The sequence below is a fragment of the Arthrobacter sp. FW305-BF8 genome, assembly GCF_021789315.1.
In the GTDB taxonomy this organism is placed as follows: domain Bacteria; phylum Actinomycetota; class Actinomycetes; order Actinomycetales; family Micrococcaceae; genus Arthrobacter.
Genome location: NZ_CP084561.1, coordinates 2234477 through 2252545, shown reverse-complemented (window position 1 = coordinate 2252545; position 18069 = coordinate 2234477). Strand labels below are relative to the sequence as shown.

Sequence of the window (18069 nt, the reverse complement as noted above, 5' to 3'; positions counted from 1 at the left end):
GGGCTAAACCCTTTTACGCGTGGCGAGGTGCCTGGTCGAGCGATCTAGGGACCCGTCTCAAGTGGGGTGGTCCCCGCAGTGGTTGGAGCGGGGCTGTTCGTGGCGGGGATAGGTAGGCCTGGACAGATCTCCATGTACTCAATGTCGGGTGAGACCCAGTCGCGCCATTTTTCGTGGCTGATGTTTCGGGTGAGTTTGGCACATAAGTTTCCAGGCCAAGCCTCGGGGGCAGGCCATCGCTGTATCACTGAGTCATAATTGACGAGGGTCATAAATTGACCATCTGGGCTGAAAAATACTCTAGTAAAGACGCTCTGTAGCCCGGTGACTGAAATCGGGAATCCGATGGCCCCGCCCGTACCTGCGTCCCACCACCGCACAGTGTCGTCCCCGCCTGCGGTCACCAATTGCCGACCGTCGGGGTTGAACACCACCACACTTACTCCGTCGTGATGTGCGGTGATCGGGTCGCCTATCGACGTGCCGGTAGCGGCGTCCCACCGGCGCACGGTACCGTCGCCGCCACCGGCGGCTATTATCCGTCCGTCGGGGCTGAATGCGAGACTGCTTACCCCCCATTCCTGGTGTCCGGTCAGCGGCGCGCCGATCAGGTTGCCGGTGTGCGCGTCCCATCGGCGCACCGTCCCATCGTCGCTGCCGGAGACGATGGTCTGGCCATCCGGGCTGAAGGCCAGACTCCATACAGATTTTTGGTGTCCGGTCATCGGCTCTCCGAGTGGGTCGCCGGTGTCGGCGTCCCACCGCCGGACAGCACCGTCAGCGCTGCCGCTGGCGAGCATCCGGCTGTCGGGGCTGAACACCAAACCGGTCACGTCCCCCTTAGGCACCACCATCGGGCCGCTGACCTGATTTCCGGTGCGGGCGTCCCACCGCCGCACAATACCGTTCACACCGTCGGCGGCGACCACTCCACTGCTGGTGGCGATCATCCGGCCGTCGGGACTGAACACCACATCGTTGAAAAACTCCTCGTTTGAGGAAATCGGTTTGCCGATCGGTGCGCCAGTGCGGGCGTCCCATCGGCGCACTGCACCGTCGGCACTGGCGGAGGCCAGCATACGGCCGTCAGAGCTGAACGCTACCCTACTTCCAGGCTCGAGTTTGATGGTGGATGCAGCGGAGGCCGGGTCGGTGACAGCATCCCACCAGCGCATGCCGTCATTCCCTCCGGCGATGATCCATCGCCCGTCGGGGCTGAACGTCAAGCTGGACGTGGGCCCGTTGTGCCCGGTCATGGGTTCGCCGATTGGGCGGCCGGTTACGGCGTCCCAGCGGCGCACGGTGCCGTCGTCACCGCTTGAGGCGATCATCCGGCCATCAGGGCTGAAAGCAAGGGTCCTCACCAACCCGACGTGTCCTGTCGGTCCGCCAATTGCTTTGCCGGTGCTGACATCCCAGCGGCGTACCGTGCCATTCATGCCACCGGCGACGATCATCCTGCGGTCCGGGCTGAACGCCACGTTTGGCGTGGTACCCAGCTGCCTTGGAGTCCAACCGTCGATTGGCTGGCCGGTGTCGGCGTCCCACTGGCGCACGGTGTCGCCACTGGACAGGATCGTGCGGCTATCGGGGGTGAACGCTATCACCGAAATGGTCCAGCCTTTGGTTATGATCGGGGCGCCGATCGGTTCGCCGGTCTTGGCATTCCACCTACGGAGAGTGCCGTAGACGCCTCCCGAGGCGATCATCCTGCCGTCGGGGCTGAACGCCAAGGCCGTCACGCCATCGGTGTGCGCCGTCAGCGGGACGCCGGCCGGTTCTCCGGTGACTCCGTCCCACCGGCGTATTTTGCCATCGGGGCCGCCGGAGGCGATCAACCGTCCGTCTGGGCTGAAGGCGAGACTCCGTACCTCGTCCTTGTGTCCGACCCTCGGGCCACCGACGGGCATGCCGGTGGCAGTGTCCACCAGGTGTACCGCGCCATCGACACTTCCATAGACGATGCGCCGCCCGTCGGGACTCACCGCCAATTTATCGACAATGTCAATTGTTTCCATGATCCTTTCCAGATTCTTCTCCGCGACCACGGCACCCACCAGACTGTTTGCCCCTTCTGCCGTAGGTGCTATGGCATGAGCAGCAAGTATTTGCTTTATGGCCCGCACATCGCCGCCGGGACGACCGCCGGTGACCATAGACTGCGCCTCCGACACAAGTCGGAGGGCGGTAGCTTCGCGGGTACGTTCGTTGGCCTGGCGCTGGGCAATGGAGGCCTGCAGGAAACCAGCAACGGCAACGACTGCGATAGCGAGTGCCGCCGCCACGACCGCTTTGAGCACACGCGAGCGTCGCCGCAGCACCATTGCATGAGTTTCTGCTGCATCCTGCCTTTCCCGGGCGGCTCGAAGTGCGGCTTCCCGCTGCTGTTTTTCTGCCTCGGCTCGGCTCTCGTCCCGCTGCCTGGAGGTGTGAAGGAATTCGCGGACGGAGTCGAGCCGATCCCTGAAGCCGGGTTTGGCGGCCAGCTCCTCGGCTCCCGCCAGCCGTGCGCCTTCCAGCAGCCAGGCGTCATTGCGGCCGCTGTGTTCCCAAGCCGCGGCGGCCCGTTCCAGAGCGTCGGCCGCCTTGAGGTCCTCACGCTCCTCTGCCAGCCAGCCAGCCAAGTCCTCCCACTGACGCAGGAGGCTCTCAAGCGCCACCTCGATCAAGGTCTCTCCCCCGCGGTTATCCCGGACCAGCAGACGCTTCCCCACCATAGCGTCGATCAAATGACGGGTTCCTTCGGGCAGATCCGAGAGGCGTGCGATCCGGCGCACTGGCTGGTCATTGTCCGGGTTGATGGTCGCCAACCACGGGATAAACGCCGAGCGCAGCAGTGCCAGCTGAACCTGCCGCTGGTCACGGGCGGCAGCCAGCAAACTGTCGACCTCGTTCTGCACGACACGGCGCATGCCGCCCATTCGCTCATATTCGGCGAGCATCAGATCCCCGTCGTCGCCATAATCTCGGTAAAGGCGTGCCAAGGTCAGAGCGAGCAACGGCAGACTGTCTGCTCCGTGGCCACTTTCTGCCAGCAACCGGTCGACCAGAGCCGGCTCGATCTCCAGCGGCCTTCCTGACGCCGTGGCACGAGCCGCGGGACCCAGGATGACTTCCCTGAACCGGGCGATCGGCATTGGTTTGAGCTCATCGAAGACAACACTCTTCAACCCCGCCAGCTCCGGGGCAATCTGCATCGCTTCGTAGAAATCTGCACGGATTGTGCCTACGGCAATCACCGCCGGCACGGTCCCGTCGTCGTGTTCTAGCAGCCCGGCGAATACGTTCAGGAACTTGGCCGCCTCAGGACCGGCATCGGCGTTGAAGAGTTCCTCGGCCTGATCAAGCGGCAAAACCAGTGTCGGCAGGGGCGACCCGGGGGGTACTCCCAGCAGCCGTCCAGCGGCTGCGTGCCGCGCTTCCGTCATCCACACCCGCAACCGTTCCATGTCCGCCTCGGTGCAGGCGTCCTTTATTTCTCCCAAGGCGGGGGCACGCAAACCCAGACCACTGCGCAAGGCATGGACCGAACAGGCGAGCCCCCTATCCCCGATAAGCGGGTTGCGCTCCGGGCGCACGGCGTTCAGCACTACGAACTGCCGATCGTCCCGCCGGAGCCGCGGCAGCAGACCGGCACGGAGGAAGGAAGACTTGCCCGCGCCGGAGGGACCCAGGATCACGAACAGCGACTCGACTCCTGAACCGCGCATCGTGCGCAGCGCATCCAGACCCCGGACGATCTGCCCGTCTCTTCCGAAAAACACCGCGGCGTCAGCTTCCTCCAGCGGCTCCCACCCCCTGTAAGGTGCACGCTCCGGATCCTGTTGCGGTGGCCACGGAAAAAGCTCCGCCCCGATTCCAGCCCGGTGCAAACCCAGACGCAGCCGCTGCAGGCCCTCCGTGAGAAAGCGGACCGGACCGCCTGTGCCGTCGATGGCGATCTCTGTTGCAGGCCCATCACCGAATAGATCGCAGCGCTGCCACTCGCCGGTGATTGCATTCTCTTCCAAGGGCTCGAGCCGGACGCACAAGATCAGCTTGCCCAGGTTCTCCGCGGTCCGGTACTCGGCAAGACACTCGCGGGAAGCCGCCCAGTTAGCAGAGAGCAAACAGATGACGGCCTCGCAACGCTCGTTTGCCCGGAGCAGGGCCTCCTTCCACCGCTCACCGGGGGCGATACCTGTCACCGGATCAAGATCCAGGAAAATCTCCTCGGCCAGACCCGGGTCTTGCTCCACTAGCCATCGCTTCAATGCGACGGCCTGGCTGGTATCCCGGCTGGAATGACTCAGGAAAACACGTGACATGCCTGCACCACCGCCATTCATCTTCGCAATACAGGTCGCTTCGCCTCAGAAACGGCCGATGATCCCCCGGCTGGGGGGACACGAGGCCCAAGCAAAGTAGTGACGCGGACTGCCTCGCCGCGCACACATAGTCCTCCACGCCGAAGGGTCCGACCCACAGAAGTTCTGCGCGGCAGCTGTAACCAACCCTGAGGGCCAACCTCTCCTTGTGCGAAAATCAGAAAACCGGCGGCTAGCCATAGCCAATAGTCCACCCCGCCTGCACCCACTTCAAGAAGAAGCAGTTCCGGAATGGCACAACACCCACGAAGAGTTCAAATCACACTACTACCGGACGAAGGAAGGGCCCTTGGCTGGATGCACCAAAGTCGGGTCCCCTATCGCCGACTGACCCGGTGGTTAACGAAGTCTCCATTATCGGCGTTCGCTAGAAGAGTGCGTGAGTCTATCCTGTGCATGGTGTCAGACACAGCGGATCTCCTGGGCTGCTTCGGGTTCGGTGGCGGCGAGGTCGACGAGGGCTTGGTACGCGCGGCGGACCATGATCTGGTCGAGCGACAGGTGTTCGTGGAAGAGGCGGTAGCTCCACCAGCCCCACATGAGCTCGTCGACGGCTCGGGCGGAGCCGTCGGAGAAGGAGCGGCGGAGGATCACGAGGGATTCTTCCTGGAAGTCGCGGAGGAGGGCCGCCACCTGAGAGCTTCGTGCGCCGTAGTGGCGCATCGCCTCGTACAGACGGATGTCATCCAGGGTCGGGCTCGTCGTGCCGCACGTAGCCGCAACGAGCGCCTCAACTGCTTCGGTGCCGTCCCGGGCGGCACGTAGTGGGGCCGCGTATCGGGGTTCCAGACCATCCCGCAGCGTCTCGAACGCGCTGACGATCAGGGCCGGCAGGTCCGAGAAGTAGTACGTCGCCGACCCGAGCGGCACTCCAGCTTTCGCGGCGATGCGCCGGTACGAGGCGGCGTGCACCCCTTCTACGCCGATGATTTCGAGCGTTGCGCGCAGGATCCGCGCACGGCGCTCCGGATCATTCGCTTGCCTTTCCGCACCGGTCCCTCCTCTGCCAGGCCAAGTGCGTACAGTTGTATGGACTTCGACTTAGGGCAACGCGACGAGGGAGGACACGTGCAGGGTGACACGCTGCAACAGCACGCCAGGGACCGCGTCGAGGAACTGCCGGGCGCCGGGCTCGAGCACCCGTTCGGACCCGACTGGGATGTGTTCAAGGTGCGGGACAAGGTCTTCATGCTGATGACCGAGGTCACCGGCCAACCCATCGTGATCGTCAAAGCAGACCCGGAAGACGGGAAAGCACTCCGCGAGGAGCACGAGGACATCACCCCCGGCTACCACATGAACAAGCAGCACTGGATCACGCTGCACCCCGGCGGAACCCTGCAGAAGACCCTCGTGGATGACCTGGTCACCGAGTCGTACCTGCTCGTCGTCGAGAACCTGCCCGGGCTAAGCGTCCCGTGGACCCCGCTGTGTTTGGCAGGACCGACCGATGACCCTCTCCGGTGAGCGGTTGCAACAGACCGCCCGCGACACCGCGGCCGCGCTCGAGGACGTCAGCAATGGCCGGCCGTTCACACCGCACCTGGACGTGTGGAAGGTGCGCGACAAGGTGTTCCTCATCGTCACCGAGGATGACCCGGGACAGCAGATCATCACCGTCAAGGTCGACCCGGACCACGGCGACGCGCTCCGCCGCGACCACGATTCGATCACCCCCGGGCACTACCTCGACAAACAGCACTGGATCTCTGTCGGACCCGGCCGCGGCGTGACGAAGCGGTTCATCGAGAACCTGGTGCAGGACTCCTACGACCTCGCCTCCGGCCACCACCCGGAGCAGCGATCGTGAGCGAGCAACCGCTGTCGCTGTTCACGTGGACGATTCCTCCCGGCCCCTTGCCTACCCACAGTTTTCGAGTGGACCGGGATTCTGATGCCAGTTTCAGCTCTGCGCTGGCCGCGGTGTGCGTATGTCCCACTTCTGGCCCTGGCGGCGCAAGCGGAAATATTCTTCCGTGTCACCCGGACGAGGACGCACGCTTTCGATCACCCTCATTGTTTGGCGGATGGCGGCTGTTGTGCCTAGTTCAATGAGCTCGTCCAGGATTGTCAGTGTTGGGGGTAGGAGCCTGATCGTACCGGCGGCCTCATCTTGGAGGATGCGGCGCACGGGCAGCCAGTGAGACTGCCATGCCTCGGTTGTTTGATGGCGTGGTTCGACGCCGGGCCCCACTGCCGTGACAAAAAAGTAGGTGTCGAAACGTTTGGGCTGTCCTTCGGGCGTAACCCAGTTGGCCCATGGCATGAGTGCGTCCGGCCTTATGGAGATGCCGCACTCCTCAGCAAGTTCGCGCACGGCGGCAGCGAGCACCCTCGCCGCATTATGTCTGGCCCTCCCCGCATCGTTCGAGACGCTGGTCCCGCTCCATGCCACCGCGTGTGCCTCCAGGAGTTCATCGCCGAACGTCCAACCTGAGGAGTCAGCGTCGTCAACGCGGCCGCCGGGAAACACGACCATGCCGGCGGCGAAATCCATGGTCGACACACGGTGCTGGACAAAGACCTCCGGTCCAACCCGCGAGTCCCGAAGCAGGACGACACTTGCGGCAAGTACGGGCTGTTGATCACCGGACCCTCGTCCTTCGTCGGCGTGAGAGTGTGGCATGATTCCCTCCTGTTTCGCGGCTGCGGCGGCTTTTGGCCGAGCGGGCATCGTCACTTCGGCTTGGCCAGTGCTTATCGAGTGGACTGAAATGCTGCGTAGCTCTTGCAAGCCCGCGGGGAACCCACTTGACTCTAGCCGTCGTTCATCATCATTTCCCCGGGAGGGCATTCACAAATCCGCTCTCCCGTCGCTCGCGGCGGCACTGGGGTGGAACGCACTCATCGACATTGAACGGCGCCAGGGACAGTGCGCTGAATGCTACTCCCTGAGCTGGTGGGTCAGCACTTCAAATTCATCCACCCCGAGGATTTCCATGTGTTGTTCCGCAGTCGTTTCCTCACGGATACGGTCCGCCGCCGGACGGCTGGCGGTCAGTGCGTCCTCGTCGTCCCAAAGGGTGAGTGAGAGTGACTTGTCGTCTTTCCCGCGAAGATAATAGATCCCTTGGCACCCTGGCAGGGCTAATACCTGACGGACTGTGTCGGCTGAAGGCTCGCCGGTGCTGTCGGGAGCGGGCCGATGCCCAAGGAGTGGACCATCTCCTTGGGCGAGGCCACCGAGCGTTTGCGTGAGAAGTACGGGGTGACCCGGCAGCAGCTGCCGAGCATTAGGGAATTACGGTTATCGGCGCTTCAAAATAGGTGGGGGATGCTTGTTTGCTGCGGTTGCCAGGCTGCGCAACCGCGTTAGCTCCCATAGGTTACGAACGAAACCTGTGGGAGCTAACTGCAGAGAGTGAGGAAAAAGAGGAGATGGAGCCCCGTGGAGCGTTGTTTACTGCTTCTGGCCGGGCAAGCCCTCGTATGCGAGGTTGCCAGTCTCCAGATTCTTTTCGATGAGGTTGGGCAGTTCGTTCAGGAAGTCTTCGCGCTTGTTGACCACATGGTCAAGGGCGGCGTCGACATTGTCTTTGGTGATGGCAGCCATCTTGTAGGTGCCGTTTTTATTGACTTCCTCGCCGCGGGCAATTTTGGCTGCGACAGCGACTCCTGCGGCCAGTTCGACTGTGCCGTTTTGGAGGGAAGTACCGATGAAGTCGCCGTTCTTGACAGCGTTGAGCCCGTCCTGGATGCCGTCTATGCCGACGATGGGGACGTTGGTGATGCCGGCCTCGCGGAGGGCCTGGAGAGCACCGAGGCCCATGTCGTCGTTCTCGGCGATTACCCCGTCGATTTCTTTTCCGAAGGCCGAGATCCAGTTCTTCATCTTGTTGACGGCTTCTTCGCGGCTCCAGTTGGCGGTGTCCTTGGCGAGCACCTGGACGTCCGGGTTCTTTTTAAGCACGGATTGGATGCCCGAGTAGCGGTCAATCTGCGCGGACTGCCCGAGGGGTCCTTCGAGGATGACGACTTTGCCTTTGTTGCCGAGTTTCTTCATCATCATCTCGGCTTCCTGGGCGCCGGCTGCGACATCGTCGGGCTGTACGCTGCCTGAGAGGTCCTTGTTGTTGAGGCTGGCGTTGACGTCCAGGATCGGAATATTCGCGGCTTTTGCCGCAGCAACCTGTGGCTGGAGCGAGTCCTGCTGGACGGGGACGATCAGGATGGCGTCGACCTTGGCACTGACGTACTGGTCGATCTGGCTTGCCTGGGTGCTGACGTCGTTGTTTGCTGAGTTCCAGAGGACTTCGATGTTGTTTTCTTTCGCGTACCGGTCGATGCCTTCCTTTCCTGCGGTAATGAAGGAGGACATGTTGTAGACGCTGACACCGACCTTGACTGGTTTTTTGCCTCCCGCGCTGGCGTTCTGTGCGCTGGGGTCACCGGCGCCGCATGCTCCCAGGGTCAGGGCGAGGGCTCCGGTGGCGGCCACGGCAGTTCCGCGGCGAATGAGCTGGCTAATCTTCATTGATTGGTTTCTCCTTATGGATTGCCTGTGGGTGGTGGGGTGTCGCGGTGTGGTCAGGTTCGGCGTTTGCTGGCCCATACGTCGATCGCGACGGCGGTGACGATGAGCACGCCCTTGATGACGTCCTGCCAGTAAGCGGGGACGGTGAGGATGTCCAGGCCGTTGTTCAGGGTCTGGATGAGCAGGAGGCCCAGGACTGTGCCCCAGATCGTGCCGCGTCCGCCCATCAGGCTTGCCCCGCCGATGACGACGGCGGCGATGGCGTCCAGTTCGTAGCCCTGGCCCAGGGTCGGTGAGCCGCTGATGACGCGGGATGAGAGCATGATGCCTGACAGCCCGGCCAGGGCGCCGCTGATGGCGTAGACGCTGAAGAGAACGCGCCCGGTTTTTACGCCGGCGATCTCGGAGGCGAGCCTGTTGCCGCCCACGGCGTAGATTCTCAGCCCGTAGGTGGTGCGGCGCATCATCAGCCCGAAGCCAACGATGCCCAGGATCATGAGCAGAACGGGAATGGTCAGGCCCAGGATCTGGGTGTTGGCGATCTGTCCGAAGGCTGTGGGAAGCCCGTTGATGGGGGCGCCGTTACCGACGACGAAGGCCAGGCCGGAGGCCAGGGTCAGCATGCCCAGTGTGGCGATGAAGGGCGGTACGTTGATCAGTGAGATGACTGCACCGTTGATACTGCCGGCTATCAGCCCGACGAGTACAGCGACGAGGACTGAGAGCCAGACCTGGTCCGGGAAGGACTTGGCGAACAGGGCGCCGGACATGGCGCTGACGGCGATGACGCTGCCGACGGACAGATCGATGCCGCCGGTGAGGATGACGAGCGTCTGTCCGAGGGCGATGAGGGCGAACGGGGCTGCCGCGATGAGGATCGTTGTGACGTTATCGACCGTGCCGAACCGCGCACTGCGGTAGAGGAAAAAGGCGATCACGAGCAGCATGACGACGACCATCGCGTAGCGGATGGCTAGGTTTTGGAACCATTCACGCGAGAAGCGCCGGGTGGTTGGATTTGCTGGGGCTGGAGTTGTAGTGGTGGTCGACATCGTTGTTTTCCTTGGGATTACTGGGTCAGGCCGCTGGCGAGCCGGAAAATCTTTTCCTGCACGTCGGATCGGTCAAGGTCTTCACTGCTGAGTTCGCCGGCTACTTCCCCGCCCCGCATGACGAGGGCGCGGTGGGACAGGCTGAGCACTTCGGGCATGTCGCTGGAGGCCATCAGGACGGCCATGCCCTGGGAGGCGAGTTCGACGATGATGCGGTAGATCTCGCTGCGGGCTCCGACGTCGACTCCTCTGGTGGGTTCGTCCAGGAGCAGGACGTCCACTGGGCCGGTTAGCCAGCGTGCCAGGACGACTTTTTGTTGGTTGCCGCCGGAGAGGGTTTCCATTGGCTGGCCCAGGCCCCGGCTGCGCAGTCGCACGGATTCGGTTGCCTTTTGTACTGCGGCGCGTCGGGCGCCCTGCTTCAGGAACCCCGCTGTGGAGTAGTGGGATAGCCGGGGCAGGCTTCCGTTGTCCAGGACGTCCATGGACAGGATGGCCCCGGATCCTTTCCGGTCTTCGGGAACGATGGCGATTCTTGCATCAATCGCAGCCGAGGGAGAGTGCTTTTTGACGGACTTGCCCAGGACCCGGACTTCCCCGCCCATTGTGCGGCGCATGCCGAAGATGGTTTCGAGCAGTTCGGTCCGTCCTGCTCCAACGAGCCCTGCCAGGCCGACGATTTCGCCGCGCCGGACTGAAACCGACACAGGACCGCCTGCTCCATCGACGTACAGGCCGTCAACTTCAAGCACGGTTTCCTCAGCCGGGGTGTTGCGTTCGGGGAACAGGTCTTCGAGTTCGCGGCCGATCATGGCCGTGACGATGTCGTCGTCGCTGAGCTCGGCCAGGGGCTTGTCAAGGACGAGGCCGCCGTCGCGGAGGACGATTACGCGGTCGGCCACCGCGCGGATTTCCTCCATTTTGTGGGTGGTGAAGAGCAGTGCCACTCCGCGGTCGCGCAGGTGGCGCATTACTGAGATCAGTCGTTCGACTTCCCGTTCAGCGATGGCGCTGGAGGGTTCGTCCAGCAGGATGGCCCTGGCGCCGGTGTTGGTGGCCTTGATGATCTCGATGATCTGGCGGATGCCTACCGGCAGGCTGCCCATCCTGGTGGCCGGATCGATGTCCAGGCCGAACACTTCCAGGTTCTTTCGGGCCTCGTCGATCATCTTCTTGCGCTGGAGACCCAAGGGACCCCTGATCTCACGACCGATGAAGATGTTTTCGTAGACGCTGAGATCCATGACGGATGCCAGCTCCTGGGGAACGATGCTCACGCCCAGCCTGTGGGAGGCCTGGGCGTTGCCGGCGGGAAGGTCGTGTCCCTGGACGAGGACTCTTCCGGCGTCAGGGCGGTACTGTCCCGATGCGATTTTCATCAGTGTTGATTTGCCGGCGCCGTTTTCGCCGGCAAGGGCGGTGATGGTTCCGGGAAGGAGCTGCAGGGACACGTCCTTCAGCACGGGTACTCCGCCGAAGGACTTCTTGATGTTGAGGCATTCGAGGCTTATGGGGCTGCTCAGGCCTGCCTCGGGGGCCTCATCTGACCTGTGACTCGTCGTTGGGCTGGTCATCTTGGTTCTTTCCGCTCCAGGCGCCATCGTCCGGAGCTGATCAGTTCACAGTGATTTCCGGCGTGGTCCGGATGGAGGGGCCCGGATGGGCCCACTCGTTGAAGGGAGAGGGTGCTCGTGGAGCGTGCTCTCCGCTGGGGCATGCCGTTGCGGCCTGCCCCAGCGGGAGTTCGTTGTGCTAGGCCTGGGTGGCGGTGGGTTGCTTGCCGTAGTTGAGGAAGCCGGCTGTGACCCGCTCCATCTCATCTGCTGGGAGGAGTGCCGGTTCCCCGACGCTCCGGGCTCTGAGCCAGACGTCGCACAACCATTCGAGCTGGCGGGCACGGTCGTAGGCCTTCTGGAGGTTCTCCCCGATGCAGATGGTCCCGTGGTGCTTCATGACGGCACCCTTGCTTTCGCTCAGTGCGTTGGACACGTTGTTCACGAGGGCCTCGGTGCCGTAGGTCGCGTAGGGGGCCACCGCAACGGATCCTCCGAACATCGCCAGCTGGTAATGCACCGGCGGGACCTCGTCTTGCAGCAGTGAAAGGGCCGTCGCCGCAGTGGAGTGGGTGTGGACGACCGCTTGCGCGTCATGACGTGCGTAGCACATCAGGTGCAGGGGCATTTCAACAGTGGGGTTGAGGCGCCCGTCAACCCTGTCGCCCTCCAAATTCACCACGACAATGTCTTCAGCGGTCATGGTGTCGTAGTCGGTTCCGCTGGGCGTGAGCAGGACGTGGTCCCCGACCCGGCGGGAGATGTTCCCCGACGTTCCGACCACGAGCCGGTCGCGCACCATGCGCTGGGCAAGGTCTACTACGGATTGGCGCTCCTCGGCCAGCATGATGTTGCTCATGCCGTCAGCGCCGGGTCGAGAAGGTACTTGGCGCCTTTACCCTGGGCCATGTCTTCGAGGCTATCGACGAGGGCTTCGAGCGGGCGCGTCTCGGAGATGAGCGTTTCACCGTCCAGGTCCCCGGAGCTGAGGAGGTCAAGGGCGACCTTGGTGTATTCAGGTGTGTGGTGGAAGACGCCCTTGAGTGTGTACTCGCTGTAGTGCATCGCCACGGCGTCCACGGAGAATCGGGAGCCGGCTTTCGGGCCGCCGAACAGGACGGCTGTGCCGCCCGGGCGCAGGCATTCCACTGTCTGCTCCCAGACTTCGGGAAGCCCGACAGCCTCGATGGCGACGTCGACTCCCCGTTTGCCGTCGGTGAGCTCGCGGACGGCAGCCGAACGGTCAGCCGTGGTGGCGAGATCTGTGAGGTCCAGGACCTGGCCGGCCCCGGCTTCCTTGGCCTGCTGAAGGCGCACAGCGGAACGGTCGGTGGCGATCACGTTTGCTCCCCGCAAGCGGGAAAGCCGGATGAACATGAGCCCGATGGGCCCGCAGCCGTTGACGACGATCGTGTCTCCGAGCTGCATCCCGGTTTCAGCCATGCCGTGGACGACGGTGGCGAGGGGCTCCAGGGGGGCAGCGGAGGCGTAGCTTACCGAGTCGGGAAGGTGGAACGTGTTCCGTGCCACGATTGCTGCGGGAATGACCACCTGCTCAGCGAAGGCACCGTTGAGGAACTCAAGGTTCTCACACAGGCTGGGGCGCTGCTTCGTGCATGCCCAGCAGCGCCCACACGGTGCTGTGTTGGCGGCTACGACTCGCTGGCCGACTTCAAAGCCTTCGACGCCAGAGCCCACGGCTTCCACAACACCGGCGAACTCATGGCCGAAGCGGGCCGGGAGGACCGGGAAGAGCTTGGGGTGGCCCCGGCGGTAGGACTTGAGGTCTGTTCCACAGGTGGCTGCGGCCTTGACGTTGACCGAGATTTCGCCGGGACCGGGTGTTGGGCGCTCGATTTCCTCGATCGCGAGTTCCCCTGGGCCGCGGAAGATTGCCGCGCGCATGGTGTTCATGGTGTTAGTTCTCCTGACTGACGGGATAGGTGTTGGGAAGCCCCAGCAAAGGCGGGGCCGTGATGTCCTCCGGGAGAACGTCGACGACGTTAATTTCCGGGGAAAGCTGCCGAAGTTCTTCGAGGTGCGCTTCCGAGATGCCGCTGTCGGTGACGACGACGTCAAAGTTGTCGATGGAACCGACGCGGTATGACGCCCGCTGGTCGAACTTCGATGAATCGATCATGAGGATGCGGGTCTCGCCGATTTCGGAAAGCATCTTCTTGCGCCGGGCCGTATCGGGCGAGGGATGCAGCAGCCATCCCTTGTGCACCGAGGCAGCGGAGAGGATGGACACGTCCGCGTTCAGAAGGGCGAGCTGGTCTATGACCGCCGGGCCATCGAACGAGTCCAGGTTCCGGTCATACTGTCCGCCCAAGGACACGAGATCGATGTCGGGATCAGCGGCTGCTGCGTTGATGGCAGGCAAGAAGTTCGTGATGAGAGTCATCGGGTGAAGACTGCCAAAATACGGCAGCAAAGCAGCTGTCGTTGTGGAGTCCTCCATGGCGATCGTCATGCCCGGACGCAGGTAGGACATCACGCCCCTGGCGATGGCACGTTTTTGCGCAGTGTTTTGGCGGTAACGCAGGGCCACATTGCGCTCGTGAAGACGCAGGCCACCGGCACGGGCCCCGCCACGGGTCTTTTCCAGCCACCCCTCATTGGACAGGGCGTCCAGGTCGCGGTGAATGGTCATCAGGCTTACGCCAAACCGTTCGGCCAGTTCTTCGTTGCGTACTGCGCCGGCCTCTCTCACGTACAGGGCGATCTGCTCGCGGCGACGGCTCGGAATATCAGGTCCCATCTCAACTCCTCGTTGAATTTCGTTGAAACAAGCTAACCCCAAAAACATAACAAACACAACACTTGACTTGTTAAGTTTGTTGGAGTCATGATGTAGCTCACTACTTTCGCGAGAGCGACATGCATTCGAAGGCGAGGCTTCACCATGCTCCCCCCAACCACCGCTGAACAGCACGAGGTGGTCATCGCGATTGACTGCTCCACGACAGCCAGCAAGGCTGTCGCAGTTGACGCGCACGGCAACACGGTCGCCACAGGACGTGGCAACCTCACACTCAGCAACCCCGCACCGGGCGAATACGAGCAATCCGCCGAAGAATGGTGGAAAGCCACCGAACAGGCCATCAAGGCTGTGACTGCTCTCCTGGGCTCCACGAGGATCCGCGCGCTGGCCATTACCTGCCAGCGTGAGACCTTCGTCTGCCTCAGCGGTGAAGAGCCGATCCGGCCGGCCATGGTCTGGATGGACTCCCGGGCAAAGAACGAGGTCCGCGATCTGGGCAACGACCGGGTACACGCGATTTCCGGTCGCCCGGCCGACACCACCCCGAGCTTCTACAAGCTGGCCTGGCTGCGCCGCCATGAACCCGTCACCCTGGACTCTGCAGACAGGATCGGCGATGTCTCCGCGTACCTGAACCTGCGCCTGACAGGGCAGTGGGCCTCCAGCCGGGCCAGCGCCGACTGCACCGGCATGCTTGACATGGTGCTCGGGACCTGGTCCCGGGAGCTGTGCGCCTCAGTGGGCGTGCCGATCGAAAAGCTGCCCCGGATCGTCGACCCAGGCGCTGCAATTGGCCTGGTTACCGATGAGCTCGCCGCTGAACTTGGACTGCCCGCAGGGCTCCCAGTCATCGCGGCCGCAGGAGACGGCCAATGCGCCGCCGTCGGAGCCGGTGTCATCGCCCCGGGAAGCGTCTACCTGAACATGGGTACCGCGGAGGTGTGCGGCACCATCTCCGAGGACTACGTGTGGGACCGCGACTACAGGACTGTCGTAGCCGCAAGCGGCAACGGGTATCTCCTTGAAGCGTTCCTTTCATCCGGAACATACCTGGTCAATTGGTTCCTGGACGGCTTTGGGACGGGCACGCCGGCATCTGAACAGATCGCTGATCTGGAAGCCGCCCTCACCGAGATCGGTCCGGGAGCCGAGGGGCTCCTCGCCCTTCCGTACTGGCATGGCGCCCAAACCCCGTACTGGGACAGCGCAGCCCGCGGGGCGGTCATCGGCTGGACGGGAACCCACACCAAGGCCCACTTCTACAGGGCCATCCTCGAAGGTGTCGCCTTCGAGGTGAAGCTGCAGGTGGAAGGACTCTCCCGCGCGGTAGCTGACAAACCGACCGAACTCCTCGTCACCGGAGGCGGTTCCAGAAGCCCTATCTGGGCCCAGATTGTCGCCGACGTCCTGGGCAGAGACCTCATCCTGTGCAAGGCTCCGGAGACGACAGCGCTGGGCGCAGCCATGTTCGCTGCAGTGGCCGTGGGAATCCACGCCGACCTGCCGGCAGCCGCAGCCGCCATGTCCCGACGAGGTGGCACCGTACGTCCGGATCCAGCCGCCGAAGCAAAATACGCGCAGCTGTGGAAGGTCTACCAACACCTCTACGAAACCCTCGCCCCGGTGTATAAGGCACTGGACGCGGTCCCCCACTGACCGCAAAACGCAATCATCCAAGGCCACAACAAGCTTGGGGTGCTCACATGAGACCCTTCGCCACGCATGTCCGGCCTGCCCCCACCCCAAAGGAAAAAGAACGTGCCTGTTTCCACTGCCGCCAAAGCGGCGCACCCTCTCTGGGAGCGCCTGGGCATCCCTAAACCCCTGATCCTTGGCTACGTCGGCGTCCTCCTGTTCATGATCGGAGACGGCGTCGAGTCGAACTACCTCACCCCGTTCCTCCAGGACCACAACGGCATGGACGTCCAGCGGGTGGGCCTCCTCGTGACCGTCTACGGAATCGTCGTCGCCGTCTCATCCTGGCTCGCCGCCGCGTTCTCGGACCTCTGGGGCCCCAAACGCGTCATGCTGATCGGCGCCACCGGCTGGATAGTCTTCGAAGTCATCTTCCTGGCCTTCGGCGTGGCAGCGGACAACGAAAGCATCATCTTCCTCGCCTACGCCGCCCGGGGAATCGGATACCCCTTGTTTGCCTTCGGTTTCCTGGTATGGATCGCAGCGGTTGCCGACCGCGCCCGCCTGGCCACCGCAATCGGCTGGTTCTACGTCTCCTTCACAGCCGGCCTTCCCACTCTTGGCGCACTGATCGCAAACGGATCAATCCCCGTGCTCGGCCCTCTCAACACCCTCTGGCTCTCCCTGGGCCTCGTGGTCGCGGGTTCGCTTATCGCCCTGCTCGGTCTCCGCGAGAAGACCGGAAGCCGCCCATTGGTCCGCCCCGGCGATAAGGCCTTCGGCACGCTCAGTCTCGGGCTGAAGCTCATGGCCACACGTCCGAAGGTGCTCTGCGCATCAATCATCAGGATGCTGAACACTGCCCCGCAGTACGGCTCGTTCGTGTTCTTCCCTGTGCTGTTTGCCGACCGGTTCAACTTCGGCCTCAGCGGCTGGTTGCTCCTCACAACGATCATCTACGCCGCCAACATCCCCTTCAATGTGATTTTCGGAATGCTCGGAGACCGGATCGGCTGGCGCAACACGGTCCGATGGTTCGGTGCAGTATTCAGCGGCGTTAGCCTGCTCGCACTGTATTACCTTCCCGCGTGGACCGGCTCCTACCCTCTTGCGGTCCTCGCCGGCATCGCCTTCGGCATCGCACTTGCAGGGTTCGTGCCCCTCTCCGCACTAACAGCAGGTCTTGAACCAGGCCACCCCGGCGCAGTCATGTCCGCCTACAACATCGGCATGGGCGCCTCAGTCGCCGTCGGGCCCCTGCTCGTCGCACTGTTCTACGGCTCACTCGGACAGGAAGGAATGGTCTGGCTCTTCGCCGGCTGCTACGGCCTTGCCGCACTTCTCACCCTGGCCTTCCGCCCAACCGATGAACGCACACGAACGGGCAACAAGACCAAACTCGAAGAACAGAACCTGGTCTCGACACCGTCGGCGTGAGGGCCCACAAAACTGGTGGCAGGTAACCAAAAATGAAAACCATGTAAACGCCCGGCTGGAGCATCCAGCCGGGCGTTTACTCATTGGCTGCAGGACATCAGGTCCCTTTTGAATCGCTACCTGACACGTCTGGCTCGTTCCCTGTCGGCGGGCGACAGGGGCTGTCAGATTGTGGCTTCCTGCCGGCTCAGGTGCTTCGGCGGCTCATCATTCGGTCATGCAGTCACCCAACAGGCCGGCAACGAACAACCATGAAAGACCAGCCAGGCAGCAGCACCTCGCTTCGGGGACACCGCGGCAAAGAATCCACACCGTCATGCAGCCAACTCCGACGGCGACCATGAACACGTAACGACGGAAACCCTCGATCCATGGAAGAAGGACGGTGAGCATCATGGGCTACAACGCAGGCAACGCTGTCTTGTCGGGCAGTATCGGACAGCCTGTGGGCGTCCGTCGCCACCGATTCCCTACCGTTTAAGCGCAAGTCACGTCGTCCTCCCCCGCACCCACCATGGATAAGCAGATCAGCCACCTATAGCCGCTAAGGAGGAACCTGATGAACACGCAGCGACGCGATAGAGAAACCCGCACCAAATTTTTCCCAGATCATGTCGGCCGAGCCATAAACGCCCATGAACTGGTAACGAACAACAACCCGTCGATCCAGGAAGGCAAGGAGGCACCCGGGCACAGCAGCCACCAATGAAAAAGGCCCCCGCAGGGGCCTATAAGTGAACAAAATGTGCACACTCAGAGGCTAAAAAGCCCCTGAACAGGGAAAACA

At 62.9% G+C, this 18069-nt stretch carries 14 protein-coding genes; 5 read left to right on the top strand and 9 right to left on the bottom strand.

Annotation, left to right across the window (positions count from 1 at the left end):
• Positions 1-44 precede the first annotated feature (44 nt).
• Complete coding sequence (locus tag LFT45_RS10075; RefSeq protein ID WP_236808206.1) at positions 45-4307, bottom strand: nSTAND1 domain-containing NTPase; 4263 nt, start codon at positions 4305-4307, stop codon at positions 45-47.
• A gap of 462 nt (positions 4308-4769) precedes the next feature.
• Positions 4770-5279, bottom strand: coding sequence for a TetR/AcrR family transcriptional regulator (locus LFT45_RS10070; protein ID WP_236808198.1), 510 nt, complete (start codon positions 5277-5279; stop codon positions 4770-4772).
• A 156-nt stretch (positions 5280-5435) separates the two neighbouring features.
• Here LFT45_RS10070 and LFT45_RS10065 point away from each other — a divergent pair, with 156 nt between their 5' ends.
• Both LFT45_RS10065 and LFT45_RS10060 read left to right on the top strand, forming a co-directional pair.
• On the top strand, positions 5436-5834 hold the full coding sequence (locus LFT45_RS10065; RefSeq protein WP_336885608.1) for an MmcQ/YjbR family DNA-binding protein: 399 nt from the start codon (positions 5436-5438) through the stop codon (positions 5832-5834).
• Positions 5818-6177 carry an MmcQ/YjbR family DNA-binding protein gene (locus LFT45_RS10060; protein ID WP_236808196.1) on the top strand — a complete coding sequence of 120 codons (360 nt, stop codon included), beginning with the start codon at positions 5818-5820 and terminating at the stop codon, positions 6175-6177. Before LFT45_RS10065 ends, LFT45_RS10060 begins: the two co-directional genes overlap by 17 nt.
• Before the next feature lie 93 nt (positions 6178-6270).
• On the opposite strand, the gene LFT45_RS10055 is transcribed toward LFT45_RS10060, so the two are convergent.
• The 7 genes from LFT45_RS10055 to LFT45_RS10025 all read right to left on the bottom strand — a co-directional run bounded on the left by LFT45_RS10055 (position 6271) and on the right by LFT45_RS10025 (position 14207).
• Positions 6271-6993: an NUDIX hydrolase gene (locus LFT45_RS10055; protein WP_236808176.1), complete on the bottom strand. Its 723-nt coding sequence runs from the start codon at positions 6991-6993 to the stop codon at positions 6271-6273.
• A gap of 774 nt (positions 6994-7767) precedes the next feature.
• A complete protein-coding gene (locus tag LFT45_RS10050) occupies positions 7768-8841 on the bottom strand; it encodes a substrate-binding domain-containing protein (protein WP_272912818.1) in 1074 nt (357 codons plus the stop codon).
• A gap of 53 nt (positions 8842-8894) precedes the next feature.
• Complete coding sequence (locus LFT45_RS10045; RefSeq protein ID WP_236808173.1) at positions 8895-9893, bottom strand: ABC transporter permease; 999 nt, start codon at positions 9891-9893, stop codon at positions 8895-8897.
• A gap of 17 nt (positions 9894-9910) precedes the next feature.
• Positions 9911-11467 carry a sugar ABC transporter ATP-binding protein gene (locus tag LFT45_RS10040; RefSeq protein WP_236808171.1) on the bottom strand — a complete coding sequence of 519 codons (1557 nt, stop codon included), beginning with the start codon at positions 11465-11467 and terminating at the stop codon, positions 9911-9913.
• Between the two features lie 178 nt (positions 11468-11645).
• Complete coding sequence (locus tag LFT45_RS10035; protein ID WP_236808170.1) at positions 11646-12305, bottom strand: class II aldolase/adducin family protein; 660 nt, start codon at positions 12303-12305, stop codon at positions 11646-11648.
• The gene (locus tag LFT45_RS10030; RefSeq protein WP_236808169.1) at positions 12302-13360 is read right to left on the bottom strand and encodes a zinc-dependent alcohol dehydrogenase; all 1059 of its coding nucleotides are present in this window, start codon (positions 13358-13360) and stop codon (positions 12302-12304) included. Before LFT45_RS10030 ends, LFT45_RS10035 begins: the two co-directional genes overlap by 4 nt.
• 4 nt (positions 13361-13364) lie before the next feature.
• On the bottom strand, positions 13365-14207 hold the full coding sequence (locus LFT45_RS10025) for a DeoR/GlpR family DNA-binding transcription regulator (protein WP_236808168.1): 843 nt from the start codon (positions 14205-14207) through the stop codon (positions 13365-13367).
• Between the two features lie 144 nt (positions 14208-14351).
• Between LFT45_RS10025 and LFT45_RS10020 the strand changes: the two genes are divergently transcribed.
• The 3 genes from LFT45_RS10020 to LFT45_RS10010 all read left to right on the top strand — a co-directional run bounded on the left by LFT45_RS10020 (position 14352) and on the right by LFT45_RS10010 (position 17991).
• The gene (locus LFT45_RS10020) at positions 14352-15866 is read left to right on the top strand and encodes a xylulokinase (RefSeq protein WP_236808167.1); all 1515 of its coding nucleotides are present in this window, start codon (positions 14352-14354) and stop codon (positions 15864-15866) included.
• 102 nt (positions 15867-15968) lie between these two features.
• Positions 15969-17282 carry an MFS transporter gene (locus LFT45_RS10015; protein WP_236808166.1) on the top strand — a complete coding sequence of 438 codons (1314 nt, stop codon included), beginning with the start codon at positions 15969-15971 and terminating at the stop codon, positions 17280-17282.
• Between the two features lie 559 nt (positions 17283-17841).
• Positions 17842-17991 carry a hypothetical protein gene (locus LFT45_RS10010; protein WP_236808165.1) on the top strand — a complete coding sequence of 50 codons (150 nt, stop codon included), beginning with the start codon at positions 17842-17844 and terminating at the stop codon, positions 17989-17991.
• The last annotated feature ends 78 nt before the right edge of the window (positions 17992-18069 follow it).